Annotated in this window: 16 protein-coding genes; 9 read left to right on the forward strand and 7 right to left on the reverse strand. The window is 71.2% G+C overall.

The window, feature by feature from the left end; all coding sequences use genetic code 11:
* Positions 1 to 35 precede the first annotated feature (35 nt).
* The 4 genes from galK to AC3WRT_RS05785 are packed head-to-tail and all read right to left on the reverse strand — an operon-like array spanning position 36 to position 5126.
* Complete coding sequence (gene galK, locus AC3WRT_RS05770) at positions 36 to 1220, reverse strand: galactokinase (protein ID WP_492720200.1); 1185 nt, start codon at positions 1218 to 1220, stop codon at positions 36 to 38.
* Positions 1217 to 2350, reverse strand: coding sequence for a galactose-1-phosphate uridylyltransferase (galT, locus tag AC3WRT_RS05775; RefSeq protein ID WP_492720651.1), 1134 nt, complete (start codon positions 2348 to 2350; stop codon positions 1217 to 1219). The genes galK and galT overlap by 4 nt, the downstream gene beginning before the upstream one ends.
* Positions 2350 to 3126 carry a DeoR/GlpR family DNA-binding transcription regulator gene (locus AC3WRT_RS05780; RefSeq protein ID WP_492720202.1) on the reverse strand — a complete coding sequence of 259 codons (777 nt, stop codon included), beginning with the start codon at positions 3124 to 3126 and terminating at the stop codon, positions 2350 to 2352. Before AC3WRT_RS05780 ends, galT begins: the two co-directional genes overlap by 1 nt.
* Before the next feature lie 2 nt (positions 3127 to 3128).
* On the reverse strand, positions 3129 to 5126 hold the full coding sequence (locus AC3WRT_RS05785; protein WP_492720204.1) for a beta-galactosidase: 1998 nt from the start codon (positions 5124 to 5126) through the stop codon (positions 3129 to 3131).
* 362 nt (positions 5127 to 5488) lie between these two features.
* Between AC3WRT_RS05785 and AC3WRT_RS05790 the strand changes: the two genes are divergently transcribed.
* Genes AC3WRT_RS05790 through AC3WRT_RS05805 form a run of 4 tightly spaced genes read left to right on the forward strand, consistent with a single transcriptional unit; the run spans position 5489 to position 10882 of the window.
* Positions 5489 to 6841, forward strand: coding sequence for an ABC transporter substrate-binding protein (locus AC3WRT_RS05790; protein ID WP_492720206.1), 1353 nt, complete (start codon positions 5489 to 5491; stop codon positions 6839 to 6841).
* 16 nt (positions 6842 to 6857) lie between these two features.
* Entirely contained in the window at positions 6858 to 7751 is an 894-nt protein-coding gene (locus AC3WRT_RS05795) for a carbohydrate ABC transporter permease (RefSeq protein ID WP_492720208.1), read from the forward strand.
* 1 nt (position 7752) lies between these two features.
* Entirely contained in the window at positions 7753 to 8670 is a 918-nt protein-coding gene (locus AC3WRT_RS05800) for a carbohydrate ABC transporter permease (RefSeq protein WP_492720213.1), read from the forward strand.
* Position 8671: 1 nt separating this feature from the next.
* The gene (locus AC3WRT_RS05805; RefSeq protein ID WP_492720217.1) at positions 8672 to 10882 is read left to right on the forward strand and encodes an alpha-galactosidase; all 2211 of its coding nucleotides are present in this window, start codon (positions 8672 to 8674) and stop codon (positions 10880 to 10882) included.
* 17 nt (positions 10883 to 10899) lie between these two features.
* Here the strand turns inward: AC3WRT_RS05805 and AC3WRT_RS05810 are convergent, their stop codons facing one another.
* Positions 10900 to 11388: a Fur family transcriptional regulator gene (locus AC3WRT_RS05810; RefSeq protein ID WP_492720219.1), complete on the reverse strand. Its 489-nt coding sequence runs from the start codon at positions 11386 to 11388 to the stop codon at positions 10900 to 10902.
* 32 nt (positions 11389 to 11420) lie between these two features.
* Between AC3WRT_RS05810 and tdh the strand changes: the two genes are divergently transcribed.
* The 4 genes from tdh to AC3WRT_RS05830 are packed head-to-tail and all read left to right on the forward strand — an operon-like array spanning position 11421 to position 15091.
* Entirely contained in the window at positions 11421 to 12458 is a 1038-nt protein-coding gene (gene tdh, locus AC3WRT_RS05815; RefSeq protein WP_492720224.1) for an L-threonine 3-dehydrogenase, read from the forward strand.
* Between the two features lie 11 nt (positions 12459 to 12469).
* Positions 12470 to 13141: an alpha/beta fold hydrolase gene (locus tag AC3WRT_RS05820; RefSeq protein ID WP_492720227.1), complete on the forward strand. Its 672-nt coding sequence runs from the start codon at positions 12470 to 12472 to the stop codon at positions 13139 to 13141.
* Positions 13138 to 13527 carry a YrdB family protein gene (locus AC3WRT_RS05825; protein WP_492720230.1) on the forward strand — a complete coding sequence of 130 codons (390 nt, stop codon included), beginning with the start codon at positions 13138 to 13140 and terminating at the stop codon, positions 13525 to 13527. The genes AC3WRT_RS05820 and AC3WRT_RS05825 overlap by 4 nt, the downstream gene beginning before the upstream one ends.
* A 10-nt stretch (positions 13528 to 13537) precedes the next feature.
* Positions 13538 to 15091 carry a Na+/H+ antiporter gene (locus AC3WRT_RS05830; RefSeq protein ID WP_492720233.1) on the forward strand — a complete coding sequence of 518 codons (1554 nt, stop codon included), beginning with the start codon at positions 13538 to 13540 and terminating at the stop codon, positions 15089 to 15091.
* Positions 15092 to 15435: 344 nt separating this feature from the next.
* Here AC3WRT_RS05830 and AC3WRT_RS05835 read toward each other — a convergent pair whose 3' ends face one another.
* Both AC3WRT_RS05835 and AC3WRT_RS05840 read right to left on the reverse strand, forming a co-directional pair.
* Positions 15436 to 15855, reverse strand: a complete 420-nt coding sequence (locus AC3WRT_RS05835; RefSeq protein WP_492720236.1) for a TIGR03668 family PPOX class F420-dependent oxidoreductase — start codon at positions 15853 to 15855, stop codon at positions 15436 to 15438.
* Positions 15856 to 15909: 54 nt separating this feature from the next.
* Complete coding sequence (locus tag AC3WRT_RS05840) at positions 15910 to 16158, reverse strand: SCO4226 family nickel-binding protein (protein WP_492720238.1); 249 nt, start codon at positions 16156 to 16158, stop codon at positions 15910 to 15912.
* A gap of 78 nt (positions 16159 to 16236) precedes the next feature.
* Between AC3WRT_RS05840 and AC3WRT_RS05845 the strand changes: the two genes are divergently transcribed.
* Positions 16237 to 17172, forward strand: coding sequence for an alpha/beta fold hydrolase (locus AC3WRT_RS05845; protein WP_492720240.1), 936 nt, complete (start codon positions 16237 to 16239; stop codon positions 17170 to 17172).
* The last annotated feature ends 60 nt before the right edge of the window (positions 17173 to 17232 follow it).

The raw sequence follows: 17232 nt of genomic DNA on the forward strand, positions 1-17232 counted from the left end.
GAGTGGGGGTGGGTCCGCGGGGTGAGGTCTGCGGGTCAGCGGTCGCGAGTGGCGGGGCCGGAGGCCGTGACGGTGAAGGACGCCGGCGCCGTGAAGCCCTCGGCCTCGAAGGCCGCTGTGATCGCGGCCGCGACATCGTCGGCGTCGGACGCCCGGACGATGGCGATGCACGACCCGCCGAAGCCGCCACCGGTCATCCGTGCGCCCAGGGCGCCGCGCGACCGCGCCGTGGCCGTCGCGACGTCGAGCTCCTCGCAGGAGACCTCGTAGTCGTCGCGCAGCGAGGCGTGCGAGGCGTCGAAGAACCGGCCCACCTCGCCGAGGTCGCCGGCCTCGAGGGCCGAGACCGCGCGGCTCACCCGCTCGATCTCGGTGACGACGTGACGGACGCGGCGGCGCACCTCGTCGGAGTCGAGCCGCTCGAGCGCGGCATCGAGCGCTGCGGGGTCGATCTCGCGCAGCGTGTCGATGCCCAGCTCGTGCGCTGCCTTCTCGCAGGCATCGCGTCGTGCGGCGTACTGCCCGTCGACGAGGGAGTGCTCCGCCCTCGTGTCGGTGACGAGCAGGACGTAGCCCGCCGCGTCGAGGTCGAAGGGCACCTGCCGGGTCTCGCCGGAGCGGCAGTCGAGCAGCAGCGCCGACGCCTCGCCGCACAGCAGCGACGCGGACTGGTCCATGCCCCCGGTCGGGGCGCCGGCGATGTGGTTCTCCGCCTCGACGCAGCGTGCAGCCAGCCGGGCGCGACCTTCGGGCGAGCCCAGCAGGCCGAGGTCGAAGAGGTCGCTCGCCGCCGCGGCCACGGCGCACTCGAGGGCGGCGGAGCTGGACAGCCCTGCGCCGAAGGGCACCGTCGAGTCGATGAGCACATCCAGTCCGCCCACGGCGAGCCCGTCGCGGCGCAGCGCCCAGAGGACGCCCGCGACGTAGGAGCCCCAGCCTCCTGGGCGGTCCGCGGAGATCTCGTCGAGGTGCACCTCGACGACCCCCTCGAGCTGGGCCGACGCCATCCGGATGACGCCGTCGTCGCGACGGGCCACGGCGGCATACGTGCGTCGGGGCAGGGCGATGGGAAGGCAGAGCCCGCCGTTGTAGTCGGTGTGCTCGCCGATGAGATTGACCCGACCGGGCGCCGACCAGACGCCGGCCGGGGCGTGGCCGTAGGCGCGCTCGAAGCCGGCCGACACCGCCTCGACGAGCTCGGCGGGGGTGCGTTCGCTCACGGGGCGACCTCCCGCAGGCGGGCTGCGGCGCGCTCCGGGGCCACGTCGTTGACCCAGCCGCCGACACCGGACTCGGAGCCGGCGAGGAACTTCAGGCGCCCCGGGCCGCGCAGCACCGACATGAGCTGCAGGTGCAGGCGCGACACGTCACGCCCCGTCCGGGCCGGGGCCTGCTGCCAGGCCGCGATGTAGGGCAGCGTCACGGCCGAACCGTCCTCGTTGACGTAGTAGCGGTCGAGGCGCCCGAGCAGGTCGCGGTAGATGACGGCCAGCTCGTCGCGCTCCTCGTCGTCGAGGGCGACGAGGTCGGGCACGTCGCGGTGCGGGGCCAGGTGCACCTCGACCGGCCAGCGCGCCGCGAAGGGGACATATGCCGTCCAGTGCGTCCCCGAGACGACCACCCTCGAGCCGTCGGCCTGCTCGGCGGCGAGGATGTCGGCGCCGAGGAGGCGGCCCGTCCGCTCGTGATGGCGGCGGGCCGCCTCGAGCAGGGCCTTGGTGCGGTCGGGCACGTAGGGGTAGGCGTAGATCTGGCCGTGCGGGTGCGGCAGCGTCACGCCGATCTCGCGGCCGCGGTTCTCGAAGGCGAAGACGTGCTCGACCTCGGGCAGGGCGCCGAGGGTCTCGGTGCGCTGCGCCCACGTGTCGATGACGGTGCGCACCCGTTCGATCGGCAGGTCCTTGAACGACGACTCGTGGTCGCTCGTGAAGCAGACGACCTCACAGCGTCCGACGGCCGGGCGGGTGCCGAAGATGCCGCCCGGGTCAGGGGCGTCGGCGCCGACGGAGATGACGGCATACGACGGGAAACGGTTCTCGAAGACGACGACCTGGTAGTCGCGCTCGGGGATCTCGGACGGCACGGAGCCGTGCCCGGCGGGGCACAGGGGGCACTCGTCCTTGGGCGGCATGAAGGTGCGGTGCTGGCGGTGGGCGGCCACGGCCACCCAGTCGTCGACCAGCGCGTCGTGGCGCAGCTCGCCCGACAGCACGCGAGGCTCGACCGGACGTGGGTCCTCGGCGGTGCGCTCGGGGGTGCCCGGCTCGTCGACGTAGATGATCTCTCGCCCGTCCGCCAGGCGCCTCGAGGTGAACCTGGTCCGCGTGCGGCTGGGGGTGGAGCTGGACATCATGCCTCCACGATCTCGAGGGAGCCGACGCTCTCGCGCGCGGCCTCGCGCGCGCGCTCGGGGAAGGCGTTGTCGGTGACGAACAGGTCGACGTCGGTGAGGTCGGCGAAGGTGCTGAGGCCCACGGTGCCCCACTTGGAGGAGTCGGCGAGCAGGCACACGTGCCGCGCCGACCCGACGAGCGCCCGGTTGGTCTCGGACTCGACGATGTTCGGAGTGGTCAGCCCGGTGCGGTCGTCGACGCCGTGCGCGCCGAGGAAGAGCACGTCGACGTGCAGCGAGCGCAGGGCCGAGACGGCCACCGGCCCGACCAGCGCGTCCGAGGGCGTGCGGACGCCGCCGGTCAGAACGACGGTCTGCCCGGGAGTCCCGGACTCGTGCAGCAGCTGCGCGACGGGAACCGAGTTGGTGACGATGGTCAGCTGTGGGATGTCGCGGACGGCTCGCGCCAGCTCGTAGGTCGTGGTGCCCGCGGAGATGCCGATGGCGCTGCCCGCCTCGACGCGCTGCGCGGCGGCTCGGGCGATGGCCTGCTTCTGGGCGAGCTGGAGCATCGACTTGGCCGAGAAGCCGGGCTCCTCGCTGCTGCGCGTGCCCCCGAGGGCGAGGGCGCCGCCGTGGACGCGCTCGAGCAGCCCGTCCGTCGAGAGGCGTTCGATGTCGCGGCGGATCGTCATGTCGGAGACCCCGAGACGCTCCACGAGGTCGGACACCTTGACGGCACCCGACTCCTCGACGAGCTCGAGGATGACGGAGCGCCGCTGGCTCGCGAGCATCGTCACTCCTCCCTGATCACGGCCACGCCCCCCGGGGCGAGGCGGACGCTGCCGTCGACAGGGGTGTCCGCAACGAGGTCGTACCCACTGGTCGGGACGCGATGCTCGGTGTCCGTGTGGTTGAGCAGGAAGAGCCACGAGGTGGTGCCGTCGCTGCGTCGCGTGGTCTCCACGCCCCGCGGCAGGTCCTCGACGGTGGCCCGAACCGAACCGGCCGTCAGCACGTCGTCGAGCAGGGCGCCGAGGGTCGCGTCGTCGGGCAGCGTGCTGAGGTACCAAGCGGAGCCGGCACTGCCCTCGCCCGCCCGACGCGTGACCGCAGGACGGCCCGCGAGGGGGCCGGCGGCATACGTCGTCAGCACGTCGGTCCCGGACAGGGCGGTCACGTCCTCGCTCCACCACGTGCCGGTGCCCTCGGCGAGGCCGACCGTCTCGTCGGGGCCGAGCGGGAAGAACTCCTCGACGCGCACGCCGAGCAGGTCGCGGAAGGCGCCGGGGTAGCCACCGAGGCGGACGTGGTCGTGCTCGTCGCTGATGCCGGAGAAGTAGGTGACGACGACCTGGGCACCCGCCTCGGCCGCCGCGGCGACGGCTGCCGCGTGCTCGTCGGTGACGAGGTAGAGCTGCGGCACGACGACGAGGGCGTATGCCGTGAGGTCGGCCGAGGGGTGCACGACGTCCGCCGTGACCCCTCGGTCGTGCAGCAGGCGGTGGATGGTCGAGGCGGCCTCGAGGGCGTCGAGCTCGGAGCTCGGCATGCACGGTCCCTCGGCCGCCCAGATCGACTGGTAGTCGTGCAGGATCGCGACCCCGGACTCGACGCGGCTGCCGACGAGCTCGCCGAGGCGACCGGCGATGCGGCCGAGTTCTTCGACCTCGCGGAAGCGCGCGCTGTCCGGCCCGGCGTGCGGCACGACGGCGCTGTGGAACTTCTCCGAGCCGGCGCGGGACTGGCGCCACTGGAACCAGCCGATGGTGTCGGCGCCGCGGGCCACGTGCGCGAGCGCGTCACGAATCGTCTGGCCGAAGTCCTTGGCGTGGTTGGTCGGCTGCCAGTTGACGGCGCTCGTCGAGTGCTCCATGAGCATCCACGGCGCGCCGCCTGCGAGGCCGCGCGTGAGGTCCCCGCTGTAGGCGAGCTCGGCGCGGGGGTGCTCGAGCGCGTCGACGATGTAGTGGTCGGTGCTGACGACGTCGACGGTCGGCGTCCACTGCGAGTAGTCGAGGTGGCGGAAGTGCTTGAGCGTCATGAAGTTCGTCGTGATCGGCACGCCCGGCGAGAGCTCCTCGAGGACGGCGCGCTCGCCCCGCATGTGCTCGAGCAGCGCGTCGGAGCTGAAGCGCTTGTAGTCGAGCACGTGCGTCGGGTTGTTGAAGGTCGTCGAGCGGCGCGGGGGCAGGATCTGGTCCCAGTCGGTGTAGCGCTGGCTCCAGAAGGCCGTGCCCCACGCGTCGTTGAGGTCGTCGAGCATGGCGTAGCGGCGCCGCAGCCAGGTGCGGAAGTGCCTGGCGCAGTCATCGCAGTAGCAGGGCAGGTTGTGGCAGGCGTACTCGTTCGAGACGTGCCACATCGCCACGGCGGGGTGCTCGTGGTAGCGCGTCGCCAGCTGGCGCGTCAGCGCCAGGGCGTACTCACGGAAGACCTCCGACGTCGGACACCACGCCTGCCGGCTGCCTGGCCAGAGCGTGTGGCCGTCGACGTCGACCGGCAGGATCTCGGGGTGGGCGGTCGAGAGCCATGGCGGGGGAGTGGCGTTCGCGGTCGCGAGGTCGACGGCGATCCCGCCGGCATGGAGCTTGTCCAGAACGGTGTCGAGCCACTCGAACTCGTACTCGCCCTTGGCCGGTTCCAGCCAGCTCCACGAGAAGATGCCGAGGCTGACGAACGACACGTTGGCGCGCCGCATCAGCTCGATGTCCTCGTCCCAGACGGTGCGGGGCCACTGCTCGGGGTTGTAGTCGCCACCGAGTGCCAGGGTCTTCGTCGGCCATGAGCGCATGGCACACAGGGTGTCGCCTCGCTCGCCGGGATGTCAACATTTTCGAACATGCGACGCGGGTGAGACGAGCGACCGGTGGCTGCCGTCTCGGTGGGTGGACGCGGCCCGGCGCGGGGGCGTGTGGAGGCGGAGAAATGCGCCGTGTGCGTCACCAATCCCTTTACAACGGTGCAATTCCGAAGAGCAGCCCGCGGGAGAGGTTTCGGTTCGGTCGCAGACCTCTGTGGGTCTGCACGAATCCCTTGACACCAGGGTCAGGCGCCGACATCCTCTGTTTGTTGTTGGAGGTTTCTGGTGACGGATGTTCGACTCTGTCGCCTCGTCTCGACAACGAACCCGGCACAGCGTCAAAGGAGACCGCAATGACCCGTCCCACGAGCGAGGCCGAGTACCTGGCCCGCATGGTTCCCCCCTCCGTCCGCGGCGTCGACCGCCGGACCCTGTTGCGCGGCGCCCTGGGCGTCGGTGCACTCCTCGGGGCCGGCGGCCTCGCGGCCTGCGGCTCCAGCAGCAACAGCAGCAGCGGCGCCCCGACGGGCGCCGTCAGCGGCACGGTCACCGTCGGCTCCAACCAGTCGGATGCCGTGCCAAAAGCGGCCGTCAAGTCCTACATGGACGCCTTCGCCAAGGCGAACCCGGGCACCGATGTCAAGATCAACACGGTCGACCACAACTCCTTCCAGGAGAACATCAACAACTACCTGCAGGGCTCGCCCGACGACGTCTTCACCTGGTTCGCGGGCTACCGCATGCAGTTCTTCGCCGAGAAGGGCCTCGTCGGGGACATCTCCGACGTGTGGAAGAGCATCACGGGCATGAGCGACGCCCTGAAGAAGGCGTCCACCGGGGCCGACGGCAAGCAGTACTTCGTGCCGATCACCAACTACCCCTGGGCGGTCTTCTACCGTCCCAGCGTCTTCAAGGCGAAGGGCTACGAGGTCCCCAAGACGCTCGACGACCTCAACGCACTGGGCGCGCAGATGAAGAAGGACGGTCTTGTCCCGATCGCCTTCGGCGACAAGGACGGCTGGCCCGCGATGGGCACGTTCGACCAGATCAACATGCGCGTCAACGGCTACGACTTCCACATCAGCCTGATGGCCGGCAAGGAGTCGTGGACCGACCCCAAGGTGAAGAAGGTCTTCGACACCTGGGCCGGCATCCTCCCGCTGCACCAGGCCGACTCGCTCGGTCGCACCTGGCAGGAGGCGGCGCAGTCGCTCCAGCAGAAGAAGTCCGGCATGTACGTCCTCGGCTCGTTCCTCGCCCAGCAGTTCACCAAGGGCGCCGACCAGGAGGACCTCGACTTCTTCGGCTTCCCGGAGATCGACTCGACGATCGGCACGGACGCGGTCGAGGCCCCCATCGACGGCTACATGATGAGCGCCCGGCCCAAGAACGAGCCCGCCGCCAAGAAGCTGCTCCAGTACATCTCGCAGCCCGAGGCCCAGCTCCTCGCCCTCAAGGCCGACCCCAGCGTCATCGCGACGAACAGCACGGCTGACACGAGCGGCTACACGGCCCTCCAGAAGAAGTCGCTCGAGTTCATCAAGTCCGCCAAGTCGATCTCGCAGTTCATGGACCGCGACACCCGCCCGGACTTCGCCTCGACGGTCATGATCCCGGCGATCCAGTCCTTCATCAAGAACCCGAAGGACATCGACGGTCTCACGAACAGCATCGAGGCCCAGAAGAAGAGCATCTTCGGTTCCTGATCGAGAGGCGAGTCCCATGGCGGGCAAGCGCACGTACAAAGGCATCGACCAGCTCTCGGCCCGCGACAAGATCGTCGTGGCCCTGATGGTGGTCGTGCCGACCCTCCTGGTCACCTGGCTCGTCTGGCTCCCGGCGGTCGGCTCGGTCCTGCTCTCCTTCACCAACTGGGACGGGATCGGGCCGCTCTCCAGCATCAAGTCCGTCGGCCTGCAGAACTACAAAGACATCGCCACGATCTACCCGCCGTTCTGGCCGGCGATCCAGCACAACCTCATCTGGCTGGCGGTGTTCTTCTTCATCGCGACCCCGCTCGGGATCCTCTTCGCGGTCCTCGTCGACCGCGGCGTGGCGGGCACGCGCTTCTACCAGACGAGCATCTACCTGCCCGTGGTGCTGTCGCTGGCGCTGATCGGCTTCGTCTGGCAGCTCATCTACTCGCGCGACCAGGGCCTGCTCAACGCCATCACCGGTGGCACCACCGACTGGTACGGCGACCCGAGCGTCAACCTGTGGGCGGCCCTCGTCGCGGCGTCCTGGCGGCACGCCGGCTACATCATGCTGCTCTACCTGGCCGGCCTCAAGGGCGTCGACCCGTCGCTGCGCGAGGCGGCGAAGATCGACGGTGCCAGCGAGACGACAACCTTCTTCCGTGTCGTCTTCCCGGTCATGCGCCCGATCAACATCATCGTCCTGGTCGTCACCTTCATCGAGTCGCTGCGTGCCTTCGACCTCGTGTGGGTGATCAACAAGGGCCGCAACGGGCTCGAGCTCATCTCGACGCTGGTGACGCAGAACGTCGTCGGTGAGGCGAGCCGCATCGGCTTCGGCTCGGCCCTGGCGACGATCATGCTGGCGATCTCGAGCGTGCTCGTCTTCATCTACCTGCGCATCGCCATGAAGGAGGACTGACATGTCCGTCACCGCCGACCCGGTGCAGGAGCAGACGACGGCGCTGCTCAAACCGCGCGAAGGAGGTGTGAGGTCCGGGCGCCGCTGGTTCCTGCCGCTCGTGCTCTCGCTCATCTCGCTCATCTGGCTCTTCCCGCTGCTGCTCGCGCTCGTCAACTCCTTCCGTGACTACGGCTACACGTCGACGCACGGCTACGTCTCCTGGGGCGGCTTCACGCTCGACAACTACAAGAACGCCTGGGACCAGGGCGACTTCGGCCTGCACTTCTGGAACTCCTTTCTCATCACCGTCCCCGCCGTGCTGCTGACGCTCTTCCTCTCCGCCTGCGTCGCGTTCGTCGTCGCGCGCTTCTCTTGGCGGATCAACATCGCCCTGCTGGGCTTCTTCCTGGCCGCCAACCTGCTGCCGCCCCAGGCTCTGCTCATCCCGGTCTACCGGATGTTCCGGGCGATCGAGGTGCCGTTCTGGTTCAGCGAGTCCGGCACGCTGCTCAACAGCTTCCAGGGCCTGATCCTCGTCAACGTCGCCTTCCAGACGGGCTTCTGCGCCTTCGTGCTGAGCAACTACATGAAAGCGCTGCCGAAGGAGCTCTACGAGTCGGCCGTGATCGACGGGGCGAGCGTGCTGCGGCAGTTCTGGCAGATCACCCTGCCGCTCTGCCGTCCGGCCCTCGCTGCGCTCGCGGTGCTGCAGACGACGTGGATCTACAACGAGTTCTTCTGGGCCACGGTGCTGTTCCAGCAGGGCGACAAGTATCCGGTGACGAGCTCGATCAACAACCTGCGCGGCCAGTTCTTCACGGACAACAACCTGGTGGCAGCGGGATCGGTGATCATCGCCGTCCCCACGCTGGTCATCTTCTTCGTGCTCCAACGACACTTCGTCGCCGGCCTGACGCTCGGCGCGACCAAGGGATGACGTGACCGACCTCACCAACCCGTCCGACCAGTCCACCAGCTCCACGATCCACCTCGAGTCCGCGGGTACCGCGCTCGTGCTCGAGCCGAGCCCCGGCGGCTCGGCCCTGCCCGAGGTGGTGCACTGGGGTCCCGCGCTCGAGGGTGGCGCGAGCACGTATGCCGCACTGTCCGCGGTCACGACGGCGCCGGTCCCGCCGAGCGCTCTCGACCGGCCGTGGCCTCTGACGGTCCTGCCCGGCGAGGCGGACGGCTGGTCGGGCACGCCCGGCTGGGCCGGTCACCGCGCCGGCGCGGCCGGGGCCGTCCGGTGGCGCGACGTGAGCTGCGAGGTGTCCGGCGGCGCGGTCGTGACGCAGGCGAGCACGGCGGACGGCATACGCCTTCAGCTGCGCCACACCCTCGACGACCACGGCGTGCTCCGCGTCGACGCGTCGGTGACCAACACCGGCGACGACGCCGCACCCCTCGACGTGTCCGCGCTGCGGGCGATCCTGCCGCTGCCCGTGCGCGCCGACGAGGTGCTCGACCTCACCGGGCGCTGGTGCCGCGAGCGCTCGCCGCAGCGCAGCCGCCTCGACCACGGCACGCACCTGCGGGCGTCTCGGCGCGGGCGCACCGGCCACGACGCGACCCTCCTGCTCATGGCTGGGACCCGCGGGTTCGACTGGCGCAGTGGGGAAGTCTGGGCTGTGCACACCGCATGGAGCGGCAACCACGAGCACCTCGTCGAGTCGCTGCCCGAGGGCGCCGGGCGCCACCACGCCGTTCTCGGCGGCGGCGAGCTGCTCTCCTCCGGCGAGGTCCGCCTCGCGCCGGGGGAGGCGTATGCCGCCCCGACGGTTGTCTTCGTCCACTCCACCGAGGGTCTCGACGGGCTGTCGCGTCGCCTGCACCGGAGCCTGCGCGCCCGCGCCGGGCACCCGTCGCGCCCGCGTCCGGTCGTGCTCAACACGTGGGAGGCCGTCTACTTCGAGACGGACCTCGACCACCTGAAGGCCTTGGCCGAGACGGCGGCCCGCATCGGCGTCGAGCGCTTCGTCCTCGACGACGGGTGGTTCGGCGCCCGGCGCAACGACCGCGCCGGCCTCGGCGACTGGGTCGTCTCGAGCGACGTGTGGCCCGAGGGCATGGCGCCGCTCGTCGACCACGTCAAGGGCCTGGGCCTCGAGTTCGGGCTCTGGTTCGAGCCCGAGATGGTCAACGAGGACAGCGACCTCGTGCGCGAGCACCCCGAGTGGGTGCTGCGACCGGCCGCCGGCTCACCGCGCGACTGGCGGTTCCAGCAGCTGCTCGACCTGACCCACGACGACGCACGCGAGCAGCTGCTCGAGCGGATCAGCGGGCTCGTGTCCGAGTACGCCATCGACTACATCAAGTGGGACCACAACCGCGACCTCCTCGAGGCCGTGCACACCGTCGACGCCCCGACCGGCCGTCTCGTCGACGCCCCCGCCGTCCACGCGCACACGCTCGCCTTCTACCGCCTCCTCGACGACCTGCGGGCGCGACACCCGCGCCTCGAGATCGAGTCGTGCAGCAGCGGCGGCGCGCGCGTCGACCTCGCGGTGCTCGACCGCACCGACCGCATCTGGACGAGCGACTGCAACGACGCCCTCGAGCGCGCCGGCATCCAGCGGTGGACGAGCCTGCTCGTGCCGCCGGAGCTGATGGGCACGCACGTCGGGCCGCCGACCGCACACACGACGCACCGCACCGTCGACCTCGGCTTCCGCACCCTCATGGCGCTGCAGGGCCACGCCGGCCTGGAGTGGGACATCACGACCTGCACCGACGAGGAGCTCGAGTCCCTGACGGGCTGGACGGCGCTCGCGCGCGAGCTGCGACCGCTGCTGCACAGCGGCGACCTCGTGCGCTCCGAGAGCCCCGACGGGACCGTCCTCGTGACGGGCACCGTCGACGCCGACCGCAGGCACGCGGCATACACCGTCGCTCGTCTCGTGACGGGTCGCGACGCCGTGACGGGGCCGCTGCCCCTGCCCGGTCTCGACCCGAGCCGGTCGTATGCCGTCCGCGTCCGTCCCGAGGCCGGACTTCCCGCCGTCGTGCAGCACGCGGCGCCCGGGTGGTGGGACGCAGCCCTCGGCGACGACGGGCTCGTCGTGCCCGGCGCCGTGCTGGCGACCGTGGGCCTGCCGGTGCCGGTCATCGGTCCGGCCCAGGGCTACCTCCTCGACGTCCGCGCCCTCTGACCCGGCCCCTCCAACCGTCAGGAGGCCGAGGAATCTCGGCAGTCGCGGCAGGTGCCGAGGAGGGCCGCGTGGCCGGTGTCGACGACGAAGCCGAGGTCCTGACGCAGGCGCGCCGCCACCTCGTCGAACGCGTCCGGCGGCACGTCGAACACGCGCCCGCAGTCGTGACACTGCACATGTGCGTGCGCGTGACGGTGCTCGGGCTTCGGCTCGGTGAGGTGGTAGACCGTCGCGGACCCGCCGAGGTGCACGTGCGAGAGCATGCCGGTCTCCACAAGCGAGGTGAGGGTGCGGTAGACGGTGGCGCGGTGGACCGACGGCTCGGCCTGCCCGACGCGGGCCCCGATCTGCTCGGCCGTCAGGTGCTCGTGCGCCCGGTCGGCCGCGTCGACGACCCGCAGGACGGCATACCTCGCCGGCGTGACGCGCTCTCCGGCGGAGCGCAGTTGTTCGACGGCCCTCGCCACGTGGGGGCTCTCCGGGGCGGCATCGGCAGAGGCTGGCACGCCTCCATTATCGGCAGTGGCAGACTCTCCCCGTGCGCGCCCTCACCAAGCTGACCGCAGGCCCCGGCCTCACGCTCGTCGACCGCCCGGAGCCCGAGTGCGGGCCGGCCGACGTCAAGATCCGCGTCCTGCGCGCCGGCATCTGCGGCACCGACCTGCACCTCGCCGGTTGGGACGACTGGGCCCAGGCGACGGTCAAGCCGCCGCTCGTCATCGGGCACGAGTTCTACGGCGAGGTCGTCGAGGTGGGCGAGGACGTCATGGGCGTCGCCGTCGGTGACCGCGCCTCGGGCGAGGGGCACATCGTTTGCGGCCGCTGCCGCAACTGCCGTGCCGGCCGCCGCCATCTCTGCATCCGCACCGAGGGAATCGGCGTCAACCGTGACGGCGCCTTCGCCGACTTCGTCGTCATGCCGGCGAGCAACGCCTGGGTGCAGCCGGCCGGCCTCGACCCGGACCTCGGCGCCGTCTTCGACCCCCTCGGCAACGCGACCCACACCGCGCTGCAGTGGCCGATGGTCGGCGAGGACGTCGTCATCACGGGCGCGGGCCCGATCGGCGTCATGGCCGCCGCGATCGCGCGGCACGCCGGCGCCCGCTACGTCGTCGTGACCGACGCCAGCGACTACCGCCTCGCGCTCGCCGAGCACGCCGGAGCGGACCTCACCATCAACGTCACCCGTGAGAGCCTCGCCGACGCGCAGGCCCACCTGGGGATGAAGGAGGGCTTCGACATCGGCCTCGAGATGTCGGGAGCCGCGCCCGCGGTGAGCGACCTCATCGCCAACATGAACCACGGCGGGCGCATCGCGCTGCTCGGGCTGCCGCACCAGTCCTACGACCTCGACTGGGGCAAGGTGATCACCCACATGATCACGCTCAAGGGCATCTACGGCCGCGAGATGTACGACACGTGGTACGCCATGTCGCAGATGATCGCGACCTCCGAGCGCTTTCGGTCGGCCGTCTCGCAGGTCATCACGCACCGCTTCCCCGCCGAGCAGTGGGAGGAGGCCTTCGAGACCGCGCGGTCCGGCCAGTGCGGCAAGGTCGTCCTCGACTGGAGCTGAAGGACTTTCGTATGCCGTCCCCTCCCGACTCGAGTGCCCGTCCCCGCCCGCTCGTGCTGCTGCACGGGCTCGGCCAGTCGCCGATCGCGTGGCAGGACTTCGTGTCGGCCTACGGCGCCGGCCGCCCGATGACGGCGCCCTGGATGAAGGGCCTCAAGCCCAAGGACCCGGTCGGCTTCGACCTCGGGGCCGCGGCATCCGGCGTCGCCGACGAGCTGGAGCTGCAGGGCGTGCGCCAGGCCGACTTCGTCGGGGTCTCGGTCGGTGGGAGTGTCGCGCTGCGGCTCGCCGTCGAGCGGCCCGAGCTCGTCGGGCGTCTCGTCCTCGGAGGCGCGCTCGTGCGACCGAGCAAGGGCGCCCTGCGCCTGCAACGCCTTGCGATGCGGCTCGTGCCGGAGGGCAAGCTCGTCGACGCCGGGGTGTCGCGGCCCCGGATGCTGGCGGTTCTCGACGCCCTCAGGGGCTTCGACGGCACCGAGTCGTTGCGCACCATCACCGCGCCCGTGCTCGTCGTCGCCGGCTCGAGGGACAAGACGGGACTCGCTGCAGCGCAGGAGCTCTCGCAGCACCTGCCGTCCGCGCGCCTGCAGGTCATCGACGGCGCCGGGCCGCTGCTCAACACGGAGTCGGCCCCGCAGCTCGCCGACCTCGTCCACGCGTTCCTCGAGGAGCCCGCGCCGTGAGCGAGGAGGCCGGCCGGGATATCAGCGCCGACGTCAACGCGAACGACGTCGTCGCGTTCGCCGTCGAGGTGCTCGCCCTGGTGCTGCTGGCGATGTGGGGTGCCCGGCTCGGCTCCACGACGGCCACCCACGTCGCGGGCGGCGTCCTCGTGCCGCTGGTCGCCGCCGTCCTGTGGGGGCTCTTCGCGGCGCCGCGTGCTGTCATCCGGAAGCCGGTGCTCGCCATCGCCACCAAGTCCGTGGTGCTGGGCGGTGCCGCCCTCGTGTCCCTCGTGGTGCTGCCGCCGGCCTGGGCCGTCGTGGTCACCGTCATCGTCGTCGTCAACACGCTGCTGACGTGGGTCGGACCGTTCGCGCACCGGGCGCGCCCGCCCCAGGTGTCCTAGGGTCGGGACGGTGGCCGGACCCGCGCTCGCCCTCGTGACCGTGCTCGGCGTCATCGTCCTGACGCCCGTCGCCGACCGGATCCGCGTGCCGCAGCCGGTGCTGCTCACCATCTTCGGGCTGGCCATCGCGCTGGTGGTGCCGGCCAACCCGCTGACCTTCGACCCCACCCTGATCCTGCCGGTGGTCCTGCCGCCCCTGCTCTTCGCGGCCACCCAGCGCACCACCGTCAACGAGTTCCGCGAGCACGCCAGGCCGGTCTTCGTCCTCGCCGTCGGGCTGACGCTCGCGACAGTCGTCGTCGTCGCGGTGGTCTCCCATGCCGTCGGCCTCCCGTGGTCGGTCGCCTGGGTGCTCGGTGCGATCGTTTCGCCGCCTGACCCGGTCGCTGCGACGGCCGTCGCCCGCCGGCTGAGACTGCCGCACCGGCTCGTCACCATCCTCGAGGGCGAGGGGATGTTCAACGACGCGACGGCGCTCGTGGCATACAAGGTGGCCATCGTCGCCGCCGTGACCGGTGACATCACGGGCGGCGACATCGCCCTGGAGCTCGTGGAGGCCGTCGTCCTCGGCGTGCTCGTCGGCTTCGTCCTCGGCTACCTGTCGCGGCTCGTGCTGGCCCGGATCCACGACGGTGCCGCGGAGACGACGGTGACCGTCCTCGTGCCGTTCCTCGCCTACGTCGGCGCCGAGCACGTCAACGGCTCGGGCGTCCTCGCGGTGCTCGTGCTGGGGCTGTACCTGCGCACGTACGCCCACGACGCCACGACATCGGGCGGCTGGCTGCTCGGACGTGCCGTGTGGTCCTACGCCGACTTCCTCATCACGAGCCTGGTGTTCGCGCTCCTCGGCTTCGAGCTCGTGGCCGTGATCAGGTCCACCTCGACAGGCACCGACACGATGGTCCTGGCGCTGCTCGTCGTCGTCGCGCTCGTGGTCTTCCGCGGGGTCTGGATCTACCCCGCGGGCTGGCTCGCGCGACGACAGGCCCGGCGCCAGGACGTCCCGGTCCCGACCGGCTGGCGCGAGTCCACCGTCGTCGCGTGGGCCGGGATGCGAGGCGTGGTGACCGTCGCGACGGCCGTGGCCCTGCCGATGGCGGTCGAGAACGGTGACCCGCTGCCCAACCGAGACGAGGTGGTGACCGTGGCACTCGTCGTCGTCCTGGTGACCCTCGTGGTGCAGGGGCTCACGCTCACGCCGCTCACGAGGTGGCTCGGGGTCGGCAGCGACGTGGACGAGACCGCCGAGATCTCCGACCTGCGCCTGCGGGCCACCGCGGCCGGGCTCAAACAGGTCAGGGAGGAGCTGCCCGACCTCGACGAGGACGTCCGCCGTGCTGCCATCGCACAGTACGAGGGCTACCTCGCAGCGCAGGAGGCAGTGCGCGAGGCTCGATCGGGCGACGACGAGCGCGGTGGGGAGCTCGAGGCCGTCCTGCGCCGGGCCAGCGACGTGGAGCGGCAGCTCGTCCTCGACGCCCGCCGCCGTGGCCTCGTCAGTGCCGCCAGCGCCGACGAGGTCCTGCGCGACATCGAGAACCGCGCCCTGCGGGACTTCGACTAGGACGGCCGGTTGGACGCGGAGGTGCATGCCTTCGTCAACGACCTGGAGCGCGACGTGGGCACCTCCCTCTGCGGCCGGCGGCTCTACGAGACGATGGTCCACTGGAGACGGCTCCGACGGCCGAGCCCGAGGTGGACATCGCGCACGACTACGCCCGCATCTGGCAGGCGGCCGACAAGGTCGTCTACTCGCGCACCCTCGACACGGTGTCGAGCGAGCGGACCACCCTCGAGCGTGACTTCACCGCCGCTTCGCCGGCGGCACCACCTACGCGAGGTATGCCGTCACGCGGTGACCGCGCCCCCGGCGGGCTCGTCGGGGCTGACGAGGCCGGGGCAGGCCGATCAGGAGGACCGGCTGTGCTGCCAGGCGCTCCACCGGGTGACGGCGACGCGGAGCAGTGGGCCGGCCGGCCGGTTCGACACGTACTGCGGGTACTTCGCGGCCAGGGCGTCGAGGGCGTGCGCGGCATCGGGGCTGCCCACTTCGACGACCTCGGCCGTCCCGTCGGCGCGGACCCACCACAGCTGCGTCCAGTCGTCGTCGTAGTGGTCGACGAGCAGGCTCACGTGCGGGTTGCTCGCGACGTTGGCCAGCCGCTTCAGGGCCCGGGTCGTCTTGGGCTTGCCGTCGACGGCGCTCCAGACCACCTCGCCGAGCAGCACGAAGACGATCGGGACGAGGTGCGGACTCCCGTCGGCGTCGGCCGTCGCGAGCCGCGCCACGCGCGCCTGCCCGAAGCGATCCTGCGGGTCGTCGTCCATCCCGGCGAGCCTAGGCGCTCTCCCGCGCTCGTGCGGTCGTGCCGAGCGGGAACCTCAGGCGGTGACGGTGATCTCGTGGATCTCGTCGGCGGGATGACCCGTCCGCTCGTGGATCCGCTTCACGGCATCGGCGCTCGGGCCCTCGGACAGGCAGAAGACGTGGCCGCTCATGGGGTCGGCCCAGGCCTTCTTGAAGGTCACCCCCTCGTCGTCCTGGATGTCCACGTCGGCCTGGTGGGCTTCCATGAGCGCCTCCGAGGTCACTCCCGGCATGTTGGTGTGCACGTCCATGAACTCAGGCATGGTGTCGCCTCGCTCGGTCGGTCGATCCCCTGACGGAGCCACGCTACGCCGGGGCCGTGCTGCCCGTGGGCGCTTCGCGTGCAGACCCGGACGGGCGCCGTGGTTGCATGGGGCATGGCCAGCCACGACGCCCAGCTCGTCCGCACCCCCGACGGTCGAGACCTCGAGGTCCTCGTCACCGGGCCCGCCGACGGCCTCCCTCTCGTCTTCCACCACGGCACGCCCCAGGCCGCGGTGCCGTTCGGCATCCTCGAGCGCCCGGCGGCGGAGCGCGGCCTGCGCACGATCACGTACTCGCGTCCGGGATACGGCCGTTCCACGAGGCGGTCCGACGGCGCCACGACTGCCACGGTGGCCGACGACGCGTCTGACACGGCGCTCGTGCTGGACGCGCTCGCTCTCGGTGAGTTCGTCTCACTCGGCTGGTCCGGCGGAGGCCCCCGGGCGCTCGCCTGTGCGGCACTGCTCCCCGGGCGCTGCCTGGCCGCCACCTCTGGCGTCGGCATCGCCCCACCGGATGCCGAGGGGCTGGACCTCACCGCGGGGATGGGCCCGGAGAACGTGGCCGAGTTCGCGGCGGCGGCGCAGGGCATCGAGGCGCTGACGGCCTTCCTCGAGGAGCACGGCACGCCGCTGTTCTCTGCGTCGGCGGACGACATCGCCCGCGAGATGGGCGGCCTGCTGCCCCCGGTCGACCAGGCGGCGATGACGGGCGAGCTCGCCGAGTACCTCTCGGCATCGTCCCGTCACGCCGGGGCGCAGGGCATCGTCGGGTGGCGCGACGACGATCTCACGCTCATCCGCCCGTGGGGCTTCGACCTCGCCGCGATCCAGGTGCCGACGGCCGTGTGGCAGGGGAGCGAGGACCTCATGGTCCCGTTCGCCCACGGGCAGTGGCTCGCGGCGAACGTCGCGGGGGCGCAGGCCCATCTCATGGAGGGCGACGGCCACGTGTCGCTCATGATGCGCATGGGTGACATCCTCGACGACCTGCTGGCGCTGGCCCGTCCGTAGCGCCCGCCGGGCGGCATACGCTGGGTGGCGCCAGCCGCCCCACCCACCTGCGAAGGACAC

This window comes from Terrabacter sp. FW104-15G4B, from assembly GCF_058790095.1.

What these genes read in the sequence shown, in the direction of transcription:
- galT (WP_492720651.1), bottom strand. Translation starts at nt 2,350, where the DNA reads ATGTCCAGCTCCACCCCCAGCCGCACGCGGACCAGGTTCACCTCGAGG.
- AC3WRT_RS05780 (WP_492720202.1), bottom strand. Translation starts at nt 3,126, where the DNA reads ATGCTCGCGAGCCAGCGGCGCTCCGTCATCCTCGAGCTCGTCGAGGAG.
- AC3WRT_RS05785 (WP_492720204.1), bottom strand. Translation starts at nt 5,126, where the DNA reads ATGCGCTCATGGCCGACGAAGACCCTGGCACTCGGTGGCGACTACAAC.
- AC3WRT_RS05790 (WP_492720206.1), top strand. Translation starts at nt 5,489, where the DNA reads ATGACCCGTCCCACGAGCGAGGCCGAGTACCTGGCCCGCATGGTTCCC.
- AC3WRT_RS05795 (WP_492720208.1), top strand. Translation starts at nt 6,858, where the DNA reads ATGGCGGGCAAGCGCACGTACAAAGGCATCGACCAGCTCTCGGCCCGC.
- AC3WRT_RS05800 (WP_492720213.1), top strand. Translation starts at nt 7,753, where the DNA reads ATGTCCGTCACCGCCGACCCGGTGCAGGAGCAGACGACGGCGCTGCTC.
- AC3WRT_RS05820 (WP_492720227.1), top strand. Translation starts at nt 12,470, where the DNA reads ATGCCGTCCCCTCCCGACTCGAGTGCCCGTCCCCGCCCGCTCGTGCTG.
- AC3WRT_RS05835 (WP_492720236.1), bottom strand. Translation starts at nt 15,855, where the DNA reads ATGGACGACGACCCGCAGGATCGCTTCGGGCAGGCGCGCGTGGCGCGG.
- AC3WRT_RS05840 (WP_492720238.1), bottom strand. Translation starts at nt 16,158, where the DNA reads ATGCCTGAGTTCATGGACGTGCACACCAACATGCCGGGAGTGACCTCG.